Origin of the sequence: Streptomyces sp. NPDC058000 (assembly GCF_042886435.1) — a bacterium.
Classification (GTDB): domain Bacteria; phylum Actinomycetota; class Actinomycetes; order Streptomycetales; family Streptomycetaceae; genus Streptomyces.
The window spans coordinates 164,242-180,507 of record NZ_JBHVQS010000012.1 but is presented as its reverse complement, the minus strand read 5'-3'; the positions used below and the strand labels follow the sequence as shown (position 1 = coordinate 180,507).

Genomic DNA, 16,266 nt, shown 5'->3' with positions numbered 1-16,266 from the left:
CTCCGGCGCTTCGGGGGTTGGCGGGATGACCAACCTTTCGTAACTCAGCGTAGTCGGAGGGGGTGGGTTCGTCAGCGGCGCGTGGGAGTGAAGTGGGGGGGCGTGCGGGGCATGGTGCACGCGCCGCCGGTCAATCGTCGAGCGGCAGCGCCAGGTCGCGTACGTGGCCGGCGAGGAGGAGGACGGCGGCGTCGACGGCGGCCTGGGGGTCCTGGGCGCGGATGGCATCGGTGAGGCGGGAGTGCGGGTCGGCGGGAGCTGCGTCGGCGGTGTCCAGGCAGGCGGCGCGCCGGAGTTCCTCGCGCAGGGCGGCGCTGAGGGAACGGTAGATGTCGGCGAGCACGGGGTTGGCGCTGGCCTCGGCGACCAGGATGTGGAACTCTGCGTCGGCGGCGGTGAACGCCTCGCTGTCGTGGTGCGCGAGGGCGGCCTTGCGGCGGTCCAGGGCGGCCTCGATGCCGGCGAGCTGTTCGTCGGTGCGGTGCTTGGCGGCCTGGCGGGCGGCGACCACGTCGAGCCCCTGGCGTACCTGGGTGACGTGGCTGAGCTCGGCGCGTTCCAGGCGGCGGCGGAGGGCGACCGCGCTGTCGTCGTCGGAGATCACGAAGGTGCCGTCGCCCTGCCGGGGTTCGAGGAGGCCGGAGTGGACGAGTGAGCGGACGGCCTCGCGGACCGAGGCGCGGCTGACGCCGAGGGTCTCGGAGAGGGCGCTCTCGGGCGGGATGCGGCTGCCCACGGGCCAGATCCCGTTGACGATCTGGCCGCGGATCTCGTCGGTCGCGGACTCCACGAGCGACACCCGGCCCTTCCGGACGGTCTGCACTCGATCACTCCCCTTCTCGCAGGACGGACATCTTCGGGTGGCGCAGGAGCCGGACGGGTCCGGCACGGGCGGCCCGGGGTGGGCGGTGCGGGTCCCGTGGTGCGGGACTCCGGACGCGTGTCACCCGGGGCGGCGGCCGGCGGTGGAGCGTCCGATCCGGGTCGCCTGATGTCCGACGATTCCTCGTAAGGGTAATGCGGGGCGGCTGCGGCCCGTCCCGGCCCGGAGGGGCGGCGGGGGCGGGCGGGGAACCGCAGTGCGGCGGGCGGGCGTGGTGGAGGGAGGGAGGCGGGGGTGCGCCGTCGTGGGGTGTTCGGCGTTTGGTGTTTGGCGTTCCGAACAAGATCGGGTCAAGTCCGGTGTGGTGGTCGGGCGGCCCGGACATACTGACGGCCGTGCGCCCGTGCTCGTGGGCGCCGGGCGCGGGGTCGGCCCGCAGTCAGCGACCTAGGGGGTGGTTCGTCGGTGTCGTCCGTATCGTCCGTGACGCCGGTTTCCCCGGTGCCGTCCGCGGAGCCGGCGCCGGCCGGCCGTGCCGCGCCGGGTGCCCGCCCGGGCGCGCGCCGGCGCACCGCCTGGGCCGAGGGCTTGGACCGGCTGCGGGCCGCGGCGACGACCGAGCCGGGTCGGCTGCGCGCGATCGGTGCGGTGCTGGCGCTGCTGGTCGTGGTGTTCGGGGCGGCCACCGCCTGGCAGGTGACGGACCGGTCCGCGGCCGCCGATGACGTCGTACTGCGCAGCCAGCCGCTGACCGCGGACGCGGCGAGCGTCTTCCGGTCGTTGGCGGACGCCGACACCACGGCGGCCGGCGGGTTCCTGGCGGGCGGCACGGAGTCCGTGGCGACCCGGAAGCGGTACGAGGCGGACCTCGCGACGGCGTCGCAGCTGCTGGTGAAGGCGGCGGCGAACGCGCGGGTGCCGGGCGCGGAGGGCGGCGCGGCGGATCGGGCCGGGGAGCAGATCGCCCGGCTGAACCAGTTGCTGCCGCGGTACACCGGGCTGATCGAGACGGCCCGGACCAACAACCGGCAGGGGTTGCCGCTGGGCGGTGCCTATCTGCGGTACGCGAACGCGCAGATGCGGACGGAACTCCTGCCGGCGGCCCAGGCGTTGTACGAGGCGGAGACGCAGCGGCTGGCCGCCGACCAGGCCCGGGCCACGGCGTGGCCGTGGTTCGCGCTGGCCGTGGGGGGCAGTGCCCTCGGGGCGCTGGTGTGGGCGCAGCGCCGGCACTACCGGCGTACCAACCGGGTGTTCAACCGCGGTCTGCTGGCGGCGACGGTGGCTTCGGTGGCGGTGCTGGTGTGGCTGGCGGCCGGGCACGCGGTGGCGCGGGCCGGGCTGACCGATGCGTATGAGCACGGCACCCGGTCGTTGCAGGCGCTCAACACCGCGCGGATCGACGCGCTGCGGGCGCGGGCGGACGAGAATCTGACGTTGGTGGCGCGCGGCGCGGTGCTGACGCCTGACCAGAAGGACTTCTACGAGGTCGACTTCCAGGCGAAGATGGGGCATCTGGCGGGCGCGGCCGGCCCGGGGTCGGTGGCCACCGCGGGTGAGCTGGGGAAGGCGCTGGCGCTGGTGGACGACGAGGCGGGGCGGCGGCCGGTGCGGGACGCGGTGGCGGCCGTCGGGGAGTGGCGGACGCGGCACGCCGCGGCGCGGGCGGCGGACGACAAGGGGGACTACGACCGGGCGTTGGCGCTGGTGATCGGTGGGGGCGGTGCTACGGGCGCGTCGTTCGACCGGGTGGACACCGGGTTGGGTCGGGCGTTGGTGCACGAGCAGGCGCGGTTCCGGACGACGGCGGACGGTGGGCGCGCGGGGTTCCGTCTGTTGGCGGTGGGTGCCGGGGTGCTGGCGGTGCTGGCGGCGACGGCCACGGTGCTGGGCGTCGGGCGCAGGCTGTCGGAGTACCGGTGAGGGGGCCTGGGGTGCGGGTGATGCGCGGGCGGGGGCTGCGGGATCTGCGGGCCGTGCTGGCGCCGGTCGCGGCGGGTATGGCCGTGATGGCGGCGGCCGCGACGGTGTTGGTGCCCGCGCTGGGTCGCGGTGCGCACCCGGAGGTGTCCGGGCCGGTGGCGGAGCACCGGGCGTACGGGCCGGGGACGACGCGCGCGACGCCGGCGGGGGCGCGTTGTACGCCGGGCACCGCGGCGGAGAGCCTGCGGCCGTCGCCGGCCGACGGGCCGGCGGTGGAACGGATCAAGGAGAAGGGTCAGCTGGTCGTCGGGGTGGACCAGAACACGTACCGGTGGGGGTACCGGGACCGGGACACGGGCGCGTTGGAGGGCTTCGACATCGATCTGGCGCGGGCGATCGCCAAGGACATCCTGGGGCCGGGCGCCAAGGTCGTGTTCCAGGCGGTGCCCACCAACCAGCGGATCCCCGCGGTGCAGCAGCGCACGGTGGACATGGTGGTGCGGACGATGACGATCAACTGTGAGCGCAAGGAGAAGGTGGCGTTCTCGACGGCGTACTTCCAGGCGGGGCAGCAGGTGCTGGCCCCGAAGGCGTCGCCGATCACGGCGTTCGACGATTCGCTGCGCGGCAGGCGGGTGTGCACCGCGGACGGTTCGACGGGGGAGTCGGAGCTGCGGCGGCGCAGTCACGGTGCGCGGGTGCTGACCGCGCCCAATCAGCTGGACTGCCTGGTGCGGCTCCAGTTGGGCGAGGCGGACGCGGTGGTCACCGACAGTGCGTTGGCGGCGGCGCAGGCGGCGCAGGACCCGACGGTGGAGTTGAAGGGCAAGCCGTTCACGGACGAGTCGTACGGCGTGGCGATGAACAAGGACGACCCGGATCTGGTGCGTCGGGTCAACAAGGTCCTGGACGACTACCGCAGCGGCGGGGACGACAGTCCGTGGATGCGGGCGTACCGGAAGTGGCTGAAGGCCGATCTGCCGGGCATATCGGGGCCGCCGGCGCCGGAGTACGGCGACTGAGGGCGGCCCGGGCGTGGTCGGGTGCCCCACGGAGCGTCCGATGGGGTCACTATGGAGGGGCTGGAGCGGGGGAAGGGGAGCCGAAGGGCCGGCGAGCGAGCCGGGCGCACCAACCGCCGTGCACGGTACGCGTATTGGAGAGGTGAACGATGGGGGTCCCTGGACCCTTCCCCGGCTCGGCGGGGAGGCCCGATGCCCCGGTGCTGGACCGGGAGGAGGCGGACCGTGCGCTGGCGCGGCTCGGCGCCGAGTACGAGGCGATCGAGAGTTCGCTGCTCGCGTTGCAGGACCATGCCGGCCGTCGGCTCCTGGAGGGCGCCGACCTGTCGGGCGTCACCAAGGAGCGGTGGGCCGAGACGGAGCGGTCCCTGGCGGTGCTGTGGTCGTTGTTCGACGCCTATACGGAGGTGTTGGCGGCGGCCCGGGAGGTGCGGGGGCGGCGGCGTTGGCCGTCCGCGGAGGATCTGGCGGAGCTGTCGGAGGTGCTGCGCGGCGGTGCGGTGCCGGTGCCGGCCGGGGCGGGTGACGGGGGCGGCGACGGCGGGCCGGGCCCCGAGGTACCCCCTGCTCGCGCGGAATGGGGAGGAGAGGGCCGGCTCGGGCTGGAGGAGCTGGTCGGCCGGTTGACCGGGCTGTACGCGCGGTCGTTGGACGTCATCGTGGCGGCGGACGCGGTGTGGTCGGCGCTGCCGGCCCGGATAGACCTGTTGGCCGAGGAGCTGCGGCGGACGCGGTCGTTGGCGCATTCGGTGGGGGTGCGTCCCGGGGAGCATCCGGCGGGCGACGATCTGGAGCGGATCACGGACGAGTTGGCGCGGTTGCGGGCCCAGGTGATCGCGGATCCGTTGGCGTTCTGGGTGTCGTCGGGGGCGGGGAGTGCGGCGCCGGGCGGCGGTCGTCCGGACACCGTCCGGTACGACCGGGCGGCGCGGGCGTTGGAGGACATCCGGCGCGAGGTGGCGGCGGTGCTGGACGTGCGGCAGGACGCGGAGCGGCGGCTGATGGTGCTGCGCGACGTGCTGTCGCGGGCGGACCGTACGTTGACCGAGGCGCGGCAGGCGCGCGGTGAGGTGCTGGCGAAGATCGCCGCGTCGGAGGTGCCGGCGGTCAGCGGTCCGTCGACGGTGCTGCACGAGCAGTTGGTGGCGGCCGCGGAGTACCGCCGTCGGGCGCAGTGGCACCGGTTGTCGCCGCTGCTGGACAGCCTGGAGGACCGGGCCGAGGACGAACTCCAGCGGGCCCGGGAGTCGTTGACGGCGGTGACCGCGCCGCTGGCGGTGCGGGCCGAGTTGCGGGGCCGGCTGGATGCGTACCGGGCGCGGGTGACGCGGCACGGCTTGTCGGCGGATCCGCTGCTGGTGGAGCGGTACGACCTGGCGCGCCGGATGTTGTGGAGTGCGCCGTGCGATCTGCGGGCGGCGGAGCAGGCGGTGTGGCGCTATCAGGAGGCGGCGGCGGAAGCCATCGTTCCGGAGGCGCGGGACGGCAGGGGGGAGCCGTGACGGAGCGGGACGGGGGACGGTGCCAGCGGCGGGAGTGCGCGGGGCGCTACGAAGACGTCGCCGACGGTGGCGGTGAACTGTACTGCGAGGTGTGCGGGCTGGCGCCGGTGGTGTCCCCCGAGGGGCTGCTGTCGGCGACCGCGACGGTGTTGACGCAGCGGGTGGACGTCGGGGGCGCGACGGTCGCCGCGCCGCCGCCGTCCGGGGCGCGGGCGCGTCGGACGGCCGGGACGCACGTGCCGGGGCTCCCGGCGGGGGCCGGGAGCGGGTCGGGCGGGCGGACGCCGCCGGTGGTGCGCGGCACCGGGAGCGGCCGGCCGGGTTCGGGCTCGGGGGGTGGTTCCGGGGCGGCGCGCGGGCGGCTGGGTGCCGGGCTGGTGACGGTGCCGCAGGTGCCGCGGCGCGATCCGCGGGCGGCGGTGCTGGCGGATCCGGAGGTGCCGGAGCGGAAGCGGTTCTGTAGCCGCGGCGAGTGCGGGTCGCCGGTGGGTCGGGGTCGGGACGGCCGGCCGGGCACGGCGGAGGGCTTCTGCACGAAGTGCGGCCATCCGTACAGTTTCGTGCCCAAGTTGCGGTCCGGGGAGTTGGTGCACGACCAGTACGAGGTCGTGGGGTGTTTGGCGCACGGCGGGCTGGGCTGGATCTATCTGGCGCGGGACCGGGCGGTCGACGACCGGTGGGTGGTCCTCAAGGGCCTGTTGGACACCGGTGACGAGGAGGCGCTGGCGGCGGCGGTGTCCGAGCGGCGGTACCTGGCGGCGATCGAGCACCCCAACATCGTGCGGATCTACAACTTCGTGGAGCACCTGGACCGTTCCACGGGCAGCCGGGACGGCTACATCGTCATGGAGTACGTCGGCGGCACGTCCTTGCAGGACCTCGCCAACGAGCGGCGCACGTCCCAGGGGCGGCGCGATCCGATGCCGGTGGAGCAGGCGTGCGCGTACGGCATCGAGGCGCTGGAGGCCCTCGGGCACCTGCACGGTCGGCAGTTGCTGTACTGCGATTTCAAGGTCGACAACGCCATTCAGCAGCACGACCGGCTGAAGCTGATCGACCTGGGTGCGGTGCGGCGGATGGACGACCACGAGAGTCCCCTCTACGGCACGATCGGCTACCAGGCGCCGGAGGTCGGCGAGGTGGGCCCGTCGATCGCCTCCGACCTGTACACCGTCGCCCGTACCCTCGCCGTCCTCACCTTCGACTTCCAGGGCTACACCAACGTCTTCGCGGACTCCCTGCCGGACCCGGACCACATCGAGGTGTTCCGCGCCTACGAGTCGTTCTACCGGCTCCTGGTGCGGGCCACCGATCCGGATCCGGGGCGCCGTTTCGGGTCGGCGGAGGAGATGGCCGAGCAGTTGACGGGCGTGCTGCGGGAGGTGGTGGCGCTCCGGACGGGTGAGCCGCGGCCGGCGTTGTCGACCCTGTTCGGGCCCGAACTGCGGGTGGTGGGCACCGAGCTGCTGCCGCCGCCGGCCGGGGACGGTTCGCTGCTGGGTGCCCGCCGGCGGGCCGGCCGGGGGCGGGCCGTGCGGGCGGCCGCGGAGGATCCGGTACGGGCGGCCGGCGGGCCGCGGCTCCGGCCCCTCGACGTGGCCGGGGCGGCGCTGGCGCTGCCGGTGCCGCGGGCCGATCCGGACGACCCCAATGCCGGGTTCCTGGCCGGTCTGCACGCCGCGACCCCGGCGGAGCTGCTGGCGGCCCTGCGGGCGGCGCCGACCGACTCGCCGGAGGTCCGGCTGCGGTCCCTGCGCGCCCAACTGGAGCTGGCCGAGGGCACGGCGGACCAGCCGTCCGACGGACCGGACGCCGGGGAGCGGTGGGCCGACGGCCCGTGGGACGCCGCCGGGAAGCCCGACGCGGACCGGGCCGGGGCGGGGTCCGGGGACTGGCGGGTGGTGTGGCACCGCGGGCTGGTGGCGCTGGCGACCGGCGACCGGGAGGGCGCCGCGCTGGCCTTCGACGCGGTCTACGACGCCTTTCCGGGGGAACCGGCGCCGAAGCTGGCGCTGGGCATCAGCGCCGAGCTGCTGGGGCAGTTGGACAACGCCGCGGAGTACTACCGCCTCGTATGGGCGACCGACCGCGGCTATGTGAGTGCCGCGTTCGGGCTGGCCCGGGTGCGGCTGGCGGCCGGCGACCGGACGGGTGCGGTGGCGGCGCTGGAGTCCGTCCCGGAGGCGTCCATCCACTACACGGCGGCCCGGATCGCGGCGGTCCGGGCCCGGCTGCGGCAGCGCTCGCCCCGGGAGCCACTGCTGCCGGACCTGCGGGCCGCCGCCCAACAGGTCGAGGGGCTGGCCGACTTCGGTCTGGACGACCGGCGCCGGGAACTCCTCGCCACCGAAGTACTGGGCAGTGCCCTGGACTGGGTACTCTCCGGGAGCCACGGCGACGGGCCCGCGGCCGGCGCTCCGCATGACGGGGGGTCGGACGGCACGGCCGGGCCGGCGGCTGCGCACCAGCGGCCGGCGCTGCTCGGCCACCCGTTGGACGAACGCGGGCTGCGGTTCGGGCTGGAGCGTTCGTACCGCCTGCTGGCGCGGCTCGCGCAGCGTGGCGAGGAAAGGATCGAACTGGTGGAACGGGCCAACCGCTTCCGCCCCAGGACATGGGTGTGACATGGGTGTGACTGGGCCGTCCCGGTGCCGGAGCTGCGGCGAGCCGCTCGATGCGGGGGACAACTACTGCGGGCGGTGCGGCGCCGATCCCCTGGCGTCGGGCGGGTACGGCGTGCCCGCGGGATACGGGGCACCGCCGGCGGCGGCGTACGCGGCGGTGCCGGTGGCGACGGCGGGGCCGCCGCCGCCGGATCCCACGACCCGCCTCTCGTACGGGGATCACGGGGCTGACGCGGCGACGCCGGCCGGTGCCGGCGGCCGTCCGGCCGACCCGCGGGTGGTCGGCTACGAGGCGGTCGCCGACGCCGCCGCCGGAGCCGGCGCGCGAGCCGAAGCGGACGTCGCGACGGCGAGCCCGGACGAGACCGACGGCGGGGCCGAAGCGGAGCGCACGACGGAGATCGGGACAGGTATGGGGACGACCGGTGTGCCAGGGCCCGAGGCGGCCGAGGCGGCGTCAAGCGGAGCGGCCGACGGCCCGGTTGCCGGGCCCGATTCCGAGCCCGCGACGGCCGGAACCGGAACGGCGCCCGAGGCCCCGGCCGGGCCGGCCCGCGACCACCTGGAACGGGAGGTGACGGGCGGCGCCGCGGTCAGTGACCGCGGCCACCGGCACCACCGCAACGAGGACTTCTTCGCCCTCGCCGACACCGCACTGCCGGACGGCTCGCCCGCGGTGATCGCGGTGGTCTGCGACGGGGTCTCCTCGGCGACCCGGCCGGACGACGCGTCCAAGGCCGCCGCCGAGCGGGCCGCCGGGGCGCTGCGGATGGCGTTGCCGCGCGGGACGCATCCGCAGCAGGCCGTGCACGACGCGGTGATGGCGGCCTCGGCGGCGGTCGACGCGCTGGCCGTCGACCCGTCGATAGCGCACGACGAGTACCGCCAGCAGAACGCCCCGGCCTGCACGTTCGTCGGGGCGGTGGTCGGCGGCGGCCTCCTGACCATCGGCTGGGTCGGCGACAGCCGGGCGTACTGGATCCCCGACGACCGCACCGCGCCGCCGGTCCGGCTCACCGAGGACGACTCCTGGGCCGCCCAGATGGTCGCCAACAACCTGATGACGGAGGCCGAGGCCAACGCCGACGAGCGGGCGCACGCCATCACCGGCTGGCTGGGCGCGGACGCGTACGAGGTCGAGCCGCACATCGCGGCGTTCCGGCCGGACGGGCCGGGGAGCGTGGTGGTGTGCTCGGACGGGCTGTGGAACTACGCCGAGGCGGCCCAGGCGCTGGCCGCGGTGCTCCCCCTGGACGCGCCGCTCCGGCCGCTGAACGCGGCCCGGGTGCTGGTCGACCACGCCCTGGACGGCGGCGGGCACGACAACGTAACGGTCGCGGTGGTGCCGTTCCCGGCGCCCGCGGGCGGGGCAGGATCGGCCTGAGCACCTCGGAACCGCACGCGCCGGACCCGGCCCCCACCCACCGGGCCGCCCGCCCGCCGGTGGACCGGCCGGCCGGCGGCGGCCGCAAGGAGCGGACGTAGCCCATGGCCAACTTCGCCAAGTCGCGGGTGCCGCGCTTCACCGTCGAGGTGCACCACAACCCGTGCCTCCCCCAGGGCGGGCGGGCCCTGCACGCCGTGGTCACGGTCACCGCGACCGGAGGCGGCTCGACCGGTGGACGGCCGGTGCCCGGGCCGCGGTCGGACGCGACGGCCCAGGCGGCGGCCGACCGCGCCCCCGGGAGCACCGGGGCCACCGGGGCCCTCGACCCGGACGCCGGGGTCGTGCTGCGGGTGCGGACCCCGCTGGGCGCCGAGGTCGGTTTCCTGCGGCAAGTGGCGCCCCTCGCCGAAGACCTGACCGACCGGCGAAGAGCGTCGGAGCCGCGCTCGGGCGACTACCCGACCGGCCCCTGGGGCGACGAGTCCCGCGACTACCACCTCCTCCTCCGCGTCCCCGACCCCGGACTCGGCCGGGAGATGCTCGCCGCCCGGATCTCGGTGCTGCTGCCCGCACCGGACGGCGCCACGCCCCGCGTCGTGGCGCAGGCCCTGGTCCGGGCCGCGTGGACGGACGATCCGGTCGCCGCGGTACGGATCGACGCACAAGTAGCGCACCACACAGGACGGTCCGAACTGGCGCAAGCCATCCAGCGGGGACTGGATGCGGCCAAGTGGGGAGATGCCGGCCGCGCCGTGGTGGAGCTGCGTCGCGCGGCGTCGCTGGCCGGCGCCCCGGGGAACGGGGACACTGCGAAACTCCTTGCGAAGGTGGTGGGCGACGTCGATCCCGCGACCGGTACTGTGCGACAGGCGGCGAAGGCGGCCGAGGTCGAACGGGAGAGCTCCCGGACGGCTCCCGGCCCCCACTCTCCACCCGGAGAAACCGCAATGAACGAGCACGATCAGCCCTGATCGGCACCACCCGGAAGAAACGGTACGGAGGGGGAAGAACCGACATGCCGACCTGCCCGAGCGGCCACCAGTCGGTGGCCGAAGACTGGTGCGAGGTGTGCGGCCAGCGCATGGCGGGTGCCGTCCCCCCGCCACCCTCTCTGCCCGCTGGATTCCTGACCACGTCGCCGCCCGCCGAGCCGACCGGCCCCGCCGGTCCCCCGCCTGGCCAGCCCGGACCGCCGCCGCCCGGCCACGCCGGTCCCCCGCCGGCGGGTCAGCCCGGACCCCCGCCCGGCATGCCCGGCCCCGGCCCGGTCGGCCAGCCCGGCCCGCCGCCCGGCCTGGGTGGTCCCGGCGCGCCCGGACCCGGCCCCGAGGCCCAGGGCGGTTACGGTTTCCCGCCGCCGCCCGGACCCGGCCCGCAGGCCCCGTTCGAGCAGCCGGCCCCGTTCCAACAGCAACAGGCACCGCAGCAGCCACAGCAGCCGGGCCCGCCGCCCGGCATGCCCGGCCCCGGCGGCCAACCGCCGCAGGGCGGCTACGGCTTCCCGCCCCCGGCACCCGGCCCGGGTGGTCCCGGCACGCCGCCGCACGGCGCGCCGCCCCCCGCGCCCGCGCCCGGCCCCGAGCAGTCCACGGAGTTCTGCCCGCAGTGCCGTACGCCGCGCGAGGGCATGACGCCGTTCTGCGCCGAGTGCCAGTACAACTTCCTCACCAACTCGCCGGCGTCGTTCGCGCCGCCGCCCGGCATGCCCGGCCCCGGCGGCCAACCGCCGCAGGGCGGCTACGGCTTCCCGCCCCCGGCACCCGGTCCCGGTGGTCCGGGCGGCCCCGGCGCCCCGATGCCCGGCCCCGGTCCGCAGGGCGGCCAGGGCGGTTACGGCTTCCCGCCGCCGCAGGCCCCGTTCGAGCAGCAGGCCCCGTTCGAGCAACCGCAGCAGGGCTTCGAGCAGTCGCAGCCGATGCAGCAGCCGGGCCCGCCGCCCGGTATGCCCGGCCCCGGCGGCTTCCCGGGTCAGCCCGGACCGCCCCCCGGCATGCCCGGCCCCGGCCCGGCCGGTCAGCCCGGACCGCCGCCGCCCCCGCAACAGGGCGGTGACGACTGGCCGCTGAGCCCGCCGCACCAGCAGCACCCGGGGAACGCCGCCCCGCCGATGGCACCGCCGTACCCCGGACCCGGCCCGCAGGCCCCGTTCGAGCAGCAGCCGCCGGCCCCGTTCCCGCCGCAGCAGGGCTTCGGGCAGCCCGCCCCGTTCGAGCAACCGCAGCAGGGCTTCGAGCAGCCGGGACCTGACGGCCAGTGGCCCGGCGGCCCCGGCCAGGCTCCGGCGGCGCCGCCGCAAGGTCCGCCGCCGGTGGTCGGCGACGGCTGGGTGGTGGCCATCGCACCGGACCGCGAGTACTTCATGGCGATGATGAGCCGCAGCGGCCCGGAGGCGGCGGGGCTCAACCTGCCCTCGTACTCCCCCGAGCAGGTGCTGCCGCTCGCCAACGGCCAGATCTCGGTGGGCCGGCGCCGCAACAGCACCGGCGAGTCCCCGGACGTCGACCTGGGCCGGACCCCGGAGGACCCGGGCGTCTCGCACCAGCACGCACTGCTCGTCCAGCAGCAGGACGGCAGCTGGGCCGTGGTGGACCAGAACTCCACCAACGGCACCACGGTCAACCTCGCCGCGGAACCGATCCAGCCGTACGTCCCGGTGCCGCTGCACGAGGGCGACCGGGTGCACGTCGGCGCCTGGACGACGCTGACCGTCCGCCGCGGCTGACCACGGCAGCACCGACGAACACCCCAACTCCGGGGCGTGATCACCCGATCACGCCCCGGAGTTGCGTCCGCCGTCGGTCGTCCTGAGTCCGGAGTCCTCGGTCGGGGCGTCTGCCACCATGGACCGGTGAACAACATTCCGCACGGCACGCTTCAGGAGCAGACCTTCTACGAGCAGGTCGGTGGCGAGGACACCTTCCGCCGCCTGGTGCGCCGCTTCTACGAGGGGGTCGCCGAGGACCCGCTGCTGCGGCCGATGTACCCGGAAGAGGACCTGGGACCGGCCGAGGAGCGCCTCGTCCTCTTCCTCATGCAGTACTGGGGCGGCCCCCGCACCTACAGCGAGAACCGCGGCCACCCCCGGCTGCGGATGCGGCACGCCCCGTTCACCGTCGACCGGGCCGCGCACGACGCCTGGCTGCGGCACATGCGGGACGCCGTGGACTCCCTCGGGCTCGCCGAGGAGCACCGGGCGCAGCTGTGGGACTACCTCACGTACGCGGCCGCGTCGATGGTCAACACCGCGGGCTGAGAGAACGGTCACACCGACCGGAACCCGCGCTTCCCCGTCACGATCCGGTCAAGACCACCCACAATCCCTGACCCGGCGCCGCCGCCCTCTGAAAACATCCACGGCATCCGATCACTCTTTCGGATACGCCACGTTTTCGGGTGCTGAGAGCCACCGGCACACCCCGGCCGGCGGCCTGCGCCGCACCGGGGGGATCCGTGTCCGGCTTCATCGTGCTGCGGGTGCGCGCGCACCGTGTGCTGCTGGCCGCGGCCCTGCTCACGGTGGTGCTGACCGCCACCGTCCTGGCCACCCTCGCCGCCTTCTCCGACGCGGCCGGCGACGCCGGACTGCGGCAGGCCCTACAGACCCGTCCCCGAGCGCCCACCTCCGTTCACGCAGGGGAGACCCCCACCGCGGCGGCCGCCGCCCTCCAGATCAAGGCCCAACTCCCGTCCTCCGGACGACAGTTGGCCGACCTGGCGGTGGAGCGGGGCGCCCGGCGGGCCTTCGGCGGACTGCCGTTCACCGTCCGCACGCTGACCCGCTCCGGGCCGTACGCGCTGCCGCGCACCGTCCGGCCGCCGGCCGGGGCCGGACGGACGACGGACGCGACGGGCGGCGCGGAGCCCGACCTCACCCACCTCGCGGTCCTCGACCGCAGCCGGATCGTCCTCACGGCCGGCCACTGGCCCGGGGAGCGCGCGCAGGGCCGGCTCCCGGTGGCGCTGCCCGAGGCCGCCGCCACCCGGCTCGGCCTCCGCCCCGGCCACCGGCTCACCCTCGACAACCGGCTGTCCGGCCCCGCCCACCTCACCATCGAGGTCACCGGCGTCTACCGCCCCAAGGACCGCACCGACCCGTACTGGAAGCTCGACGAACTCGGTGGACGCGGGGTGCGCACCCTCGGCTTCACCACGTACGGGCCGCTGCTCGCCGGACCGGGGGCGTTTCGGGCCGGCGGGCCGCTGGTGCAGGACTCGGTGGCGTGGCTGGCCGGCGCCGACTTCCGCACCCTGACCGCGGACCGGCTGCCCGCGCTGACCGCCGCCGCCCGCCCGGCGGCCCGGGCGCTGATGGCCGACCCGGCGTTCCACGGCCAGGTCACCGCCACCACCGAACTCCCCGACATCCTGGCGAAGTTACAGCGGTCGCTGCTGGTCAACCGGTCCACCGTGCTGATCGTCGCGCTCCAGCTCCTGCTGCTGGCCGAGTACGCGCTGCTGCTGGTGGCGCGGATGCTGAGCGCCGAACGGACCGGCGAACGGGCCGTGCTGCGGGCCCGCGGCGCCTCCCGCCGGCGGCTCGCCGGCCTGGACCTCGCCGAGGCGCTGCTGCTGGCGCTGCCGGCCGCGGTCGCCGCTCCCCTGCTGGCCGGGCCGCTGCTGCGGCTGCTGGCGGGCGGCGGCGGCGGTTGGGGCCTCCCCTGCTCGAACGGGGTCGAGTGCTCGGGGAAGGGCCGGATCGGACTGCCGCCGGACTCCGCCCTCACCGGCGGCACCTGGCTGACCGGTGCGGCGGTGGCCCTGGGCTGCGCCGTCACGGTCGCCGCACCCGCCGTGCTGCGGTCCGGCGCGGACGGCCCGGCCGGGCGGGGGCGGGCGCTGCCCGGTGCGGTCCGGGCCGGCGCCGACCTGGCGCTCCTGGTGGTCGCCGGGGTGGCGTACTGGCAGCTGTGGCGGCGGACCGGCGGCGACGGTGGCGGGGTGCTCAGCCAGGACGGCGGCGGCCAGTTGGGGATCGACCCGGTGCTGGTGGCCGCCCCGGCGCTGGCGCTGCTCGCCGGCACGGTGCTGACGCTGCGGCTGCTGCCGCCGGCCGCCCGGCTCGCCGAACGGGCCGCGGCCCGCGGCCGGGGGCTGGCGGTGGCGCTGGCCGGCTGGCAGATCAGCCGCGGCTCCTCCGCGGGCTCTCCGCCGCGTACGAGCGACGGAGGCCCGCGCCGCGTCACCGACCCGGTGCTGCTGCTGGTGCTGGCCACCTCGCTGGGCATGCTGGCGATCGGCCAGCGCGCCTCGTGGGACCGTTCGCAGGACGACCAGGCGGACTTCCGTGCGGCCGCCACGGTGCGCGTACTGAGCGGGTGGACACCGCAGTTGGGGCAGGGCGGCGGTTACGCGGCCGTCCCCGGGGTGGCCGCGGCGCTGCCCGTCGGGCACGCCGCCCTGAACCTGCCGGACGGCCACGCCGCGTCGCTGCTGGCCCTGGACACCCGGCGGGCGGCAGGTTCCCTGCTGCTCCGCGGCGACCTGGCGGGCGGCGCCGCCGACGGGCCGGCGGGCGCCCGGGCCACCGACGCGATGCTGCGGGCGGCGGCACCTCCGGCCGGCACCCCGGCCGGCGTCGAACTCCCGGCGGACACCGCGCGGTTGGCGTTCACCGCGACCCTGACCTCGCTCCGGACCCTGCCGGCGCCCGCCACCCGCCCGACCGACGACAGCACCGGCGGCCCCTTCCGGTCCGACGCCGGCCCGGTCCCCGCGACCGTCTCCGTCGTCGTCACCGACGCCCACGGCAGCCCGTACACCCTGCCGCTCGGCCAGTTCCCGGCCGACGGCCGGCCGCACACCAGCACCGTCGACCTCGCCGCCGCGGCCGGCGCCCCGGCCGGCCGGCCGACCGGTCCACTGCGGCTGACCGGCCTCGTCCTCGACCTGGACCAGCCGCCGGTCCCGCACCGCCAACGGCTGACCCTGGACACCGCCCAGGCCGTCACCGGCGACGGCACCGCCCACCGCCTCACCGCCCCGCGCGGCCCGGCCTGGACCGGGCAGATCGACGACCGGAGCAGCTCCACCGGCCGGCCCGGCGGCCCCCGGGCGTTCCGGACCGAGGTGCCCGCCGGCGGGCTGCTCACGCAGACCTACGACACCGGCGCCCAGCAGGACCAGTGGACCGCCGCGGTCACCACGGTGCGGATCACCGCCGCACACCCCGCGCGCCCGCCGCTGGCGGCCGTCGCCACCGACGCGTTCCTGCGCGCCAGCGGCTCCCGGGTCGGCGCGGTCGTCGACACCACCGTCAACGGGCGGGCGCTGAAGGCCAGGATCGTCAAGGCGGTCCGCGCGCTGCCCGGCCCGGCGGACGAACCGACCGGCTCCGGCGGGCTGCTGGTCGATTTCGGCGCGGCCAACGAGGCCCTGTCCGACCTCGGCGCCACGCCGCTGGACGCCGCCGAGTGGTGGCTGCGCACCCGACCCGGCACCACCGCGGCGGTGGTGTCCGCGCTGCGGGCCCGCCCCGACCTCGACCCCGGCCAGGTGCTGGTCCGCGACGAGATCGCCCGGGACCTGCACGACGACCCGTTGGGCCGCGGCCCGCAGACCGCGCTGGCCGCCGCCGCGGCGGTCGCGGTGGCCCTGGCGGCGACCGGTTTCGCGGTCGCGGCGGCCGGCTCGGTCCGCGGACGGGCCCGGGAATTCGCCGTGTTGCGGGCCCTCGGCGCGCCCCGCCCCCAGCTGGCCCGGATGATCGCCGCCGAACAGGGCGTCCTGATCGTGCTCGCACTGGCCGTCGGCACGGCCCTGGGGACGGTGCTGACCCGGGCGGTCGTCCCGCTGGTGGTCCTGACGCAGGAGGCGGGCCGCCCGGTGCCACCGGTGCTGGTGGAGCTGCCGACCGGGCAGGTCGCCGGGCTGCTCGCGGCGGTGGTGGCGGTCCCGCTGCTGGTCGTCGCGGCCGTCGGGCTGCGCCGCGGCGACCCGGTACGGGCCCTGCGCGCCCAAGGGGAGCGCTGAGATGACCGAGCCGACC

The 16,266-nt window shown here is 76.4% G+C and carries 10 protein-coding genes; 9 read left to right on the top strand and 1 reads right to left on the bottom strand.

Translation table 11 applies throughout. The annotated features are described in order from the left end of the window. Window positions 1–130: 130 nt before the first annotated feature. On the bottom strand, window positions 131–823 hold the full coding sequence (locus tag ACFVT2_RS15850; protein WP_390017421.1) for a FadR/GntR family transcriptional regulator: 693 nt from the start codon (window positions 821–823) through the stop codon (window positions 131–133). Between the two features lie 501 nt (window positions 824–1,324). On the opposite strand from ACFVT2_RS15850, the gene ACFVT2_RS15845 reads away from it, so the two are divergent. The 9 genes from ACFVT2_RS15845 (at window position 1,325) to ACFVT2_RS15805 (ending at window position 16,250) form a co-directional block, all read left to right on the top strand. After that, window positions 1,325–2,746 carry a hypothetical protein gene (locus ACFVT2_RS15845; protein WP_390017488.1) on the top strand — a complete coding sequence of 474 codons (1,422 nt, stop codon included), beginning with the start codon at window positions 1,325–1,327 and terminating at the stop codon, window positions 2,744–2,746. Between the two features lie 20 nt (window positions 2,747–2,766). Then, window positions 2,767–3,768 (top strand): glutamate ABC transporter substrate-binding protein, encoded by a 1,002-nt coding sequence (locus ACFVT2_RS15840; RefSeq protein WP_390017486.1) that lies wholly within the window; start codon window positions 2,767–2,769, stop codon window positions 3,766–3,768. A 149-nt stretch (window positions 3,769–3,917) separates the two neighbouring features. Next, complete coding sequence (locus ACFVT2_RS15835; RefSeq protein ID WP_390017419.1) at window positions 3,918–5,270, top strand: hypothetical protein; 1,353 nt, start codon at window positions 3,918–3,920, stop codon at window positions 5,268–5,270. Next, the gene (locus ACFVT2_RS15830) at window positions 5,267–7,894 is read left to right on the top strand and encodes a tetratricopeptide repeat protein (protein WP_390017417.1); all 2,628 of its coding nucleotides are present in this window, start codon (window positions 5,267–5,269) and stop codon (window positions 7,892–7,894) included. The genes ACFVT2_RS15835 and ACFVT2_RS15830 overlap by 4 nt, the downstream gene beginning before the upstream one ends. A 1-nt stretch (window position 7,895) precedes the next feature. Continuing rightward, window positions 7,896–9,278: a protein phosphatase 2C domain-containing protein gene (locus ACFVT2_RS15825; protein WP_390017414.1), complete on the top strand. Its 1,383-nt coding sequence runs from the start codon at window positions 7,896–7,898 to the stop codon at window positions 9,276–9,278. Between the two features lie 104 nt (window positions 9,279–9,382). After that, window positions 9,383–10,252, top strand: a complete 870-nt coding sequence (locus ACFVT2_RS15820; protein WP_390017411.1) for a hypothetical protein — start codon at window positions 9,383–9,385, stop codon at window positions 10,250–10,252. A 44-nt stretch (window positions 10,253–10,296) separates the two neighbouring features. After that, window positions 10,297–12,003 (top strand): FHA domain-containing protein, encoded by a 1,707-nt coding sequence (locus tag ACFVT2_RS15815; protein WP_390017409.1) that lies wholly within the window; start codon window positions 10,297–10,299, stop codon window positions 12,001–12,003. Window positions 12,004–12,129: 126 nt separating this feature from the next. Next, window positions 12,130–12,534, top strand: a complete 405-nt coding sequence (locus ACFVT2_RS15810) for a globin (RefSeq protein ID WP_390017406.1) — start codon at window positions 12,130–12,132, stop codon at window positions 12,532–12,534. A 197-nt stretch (window positions 12,535–12,731) separates the two neighbouring features. After that, complete coding sequence (locus tag ACFVT2_RS15805) at window positions 12,732–16,250, top strand: FtsX-like permease family protein (RefSeq protein WP_390017403.1); 3,519 nt, start codon at window positions 12,732–12,734, stop codon at window positions 16,248–16,250. Window positions 16,251–16,266: the final 16 nt, after the last annotated feature.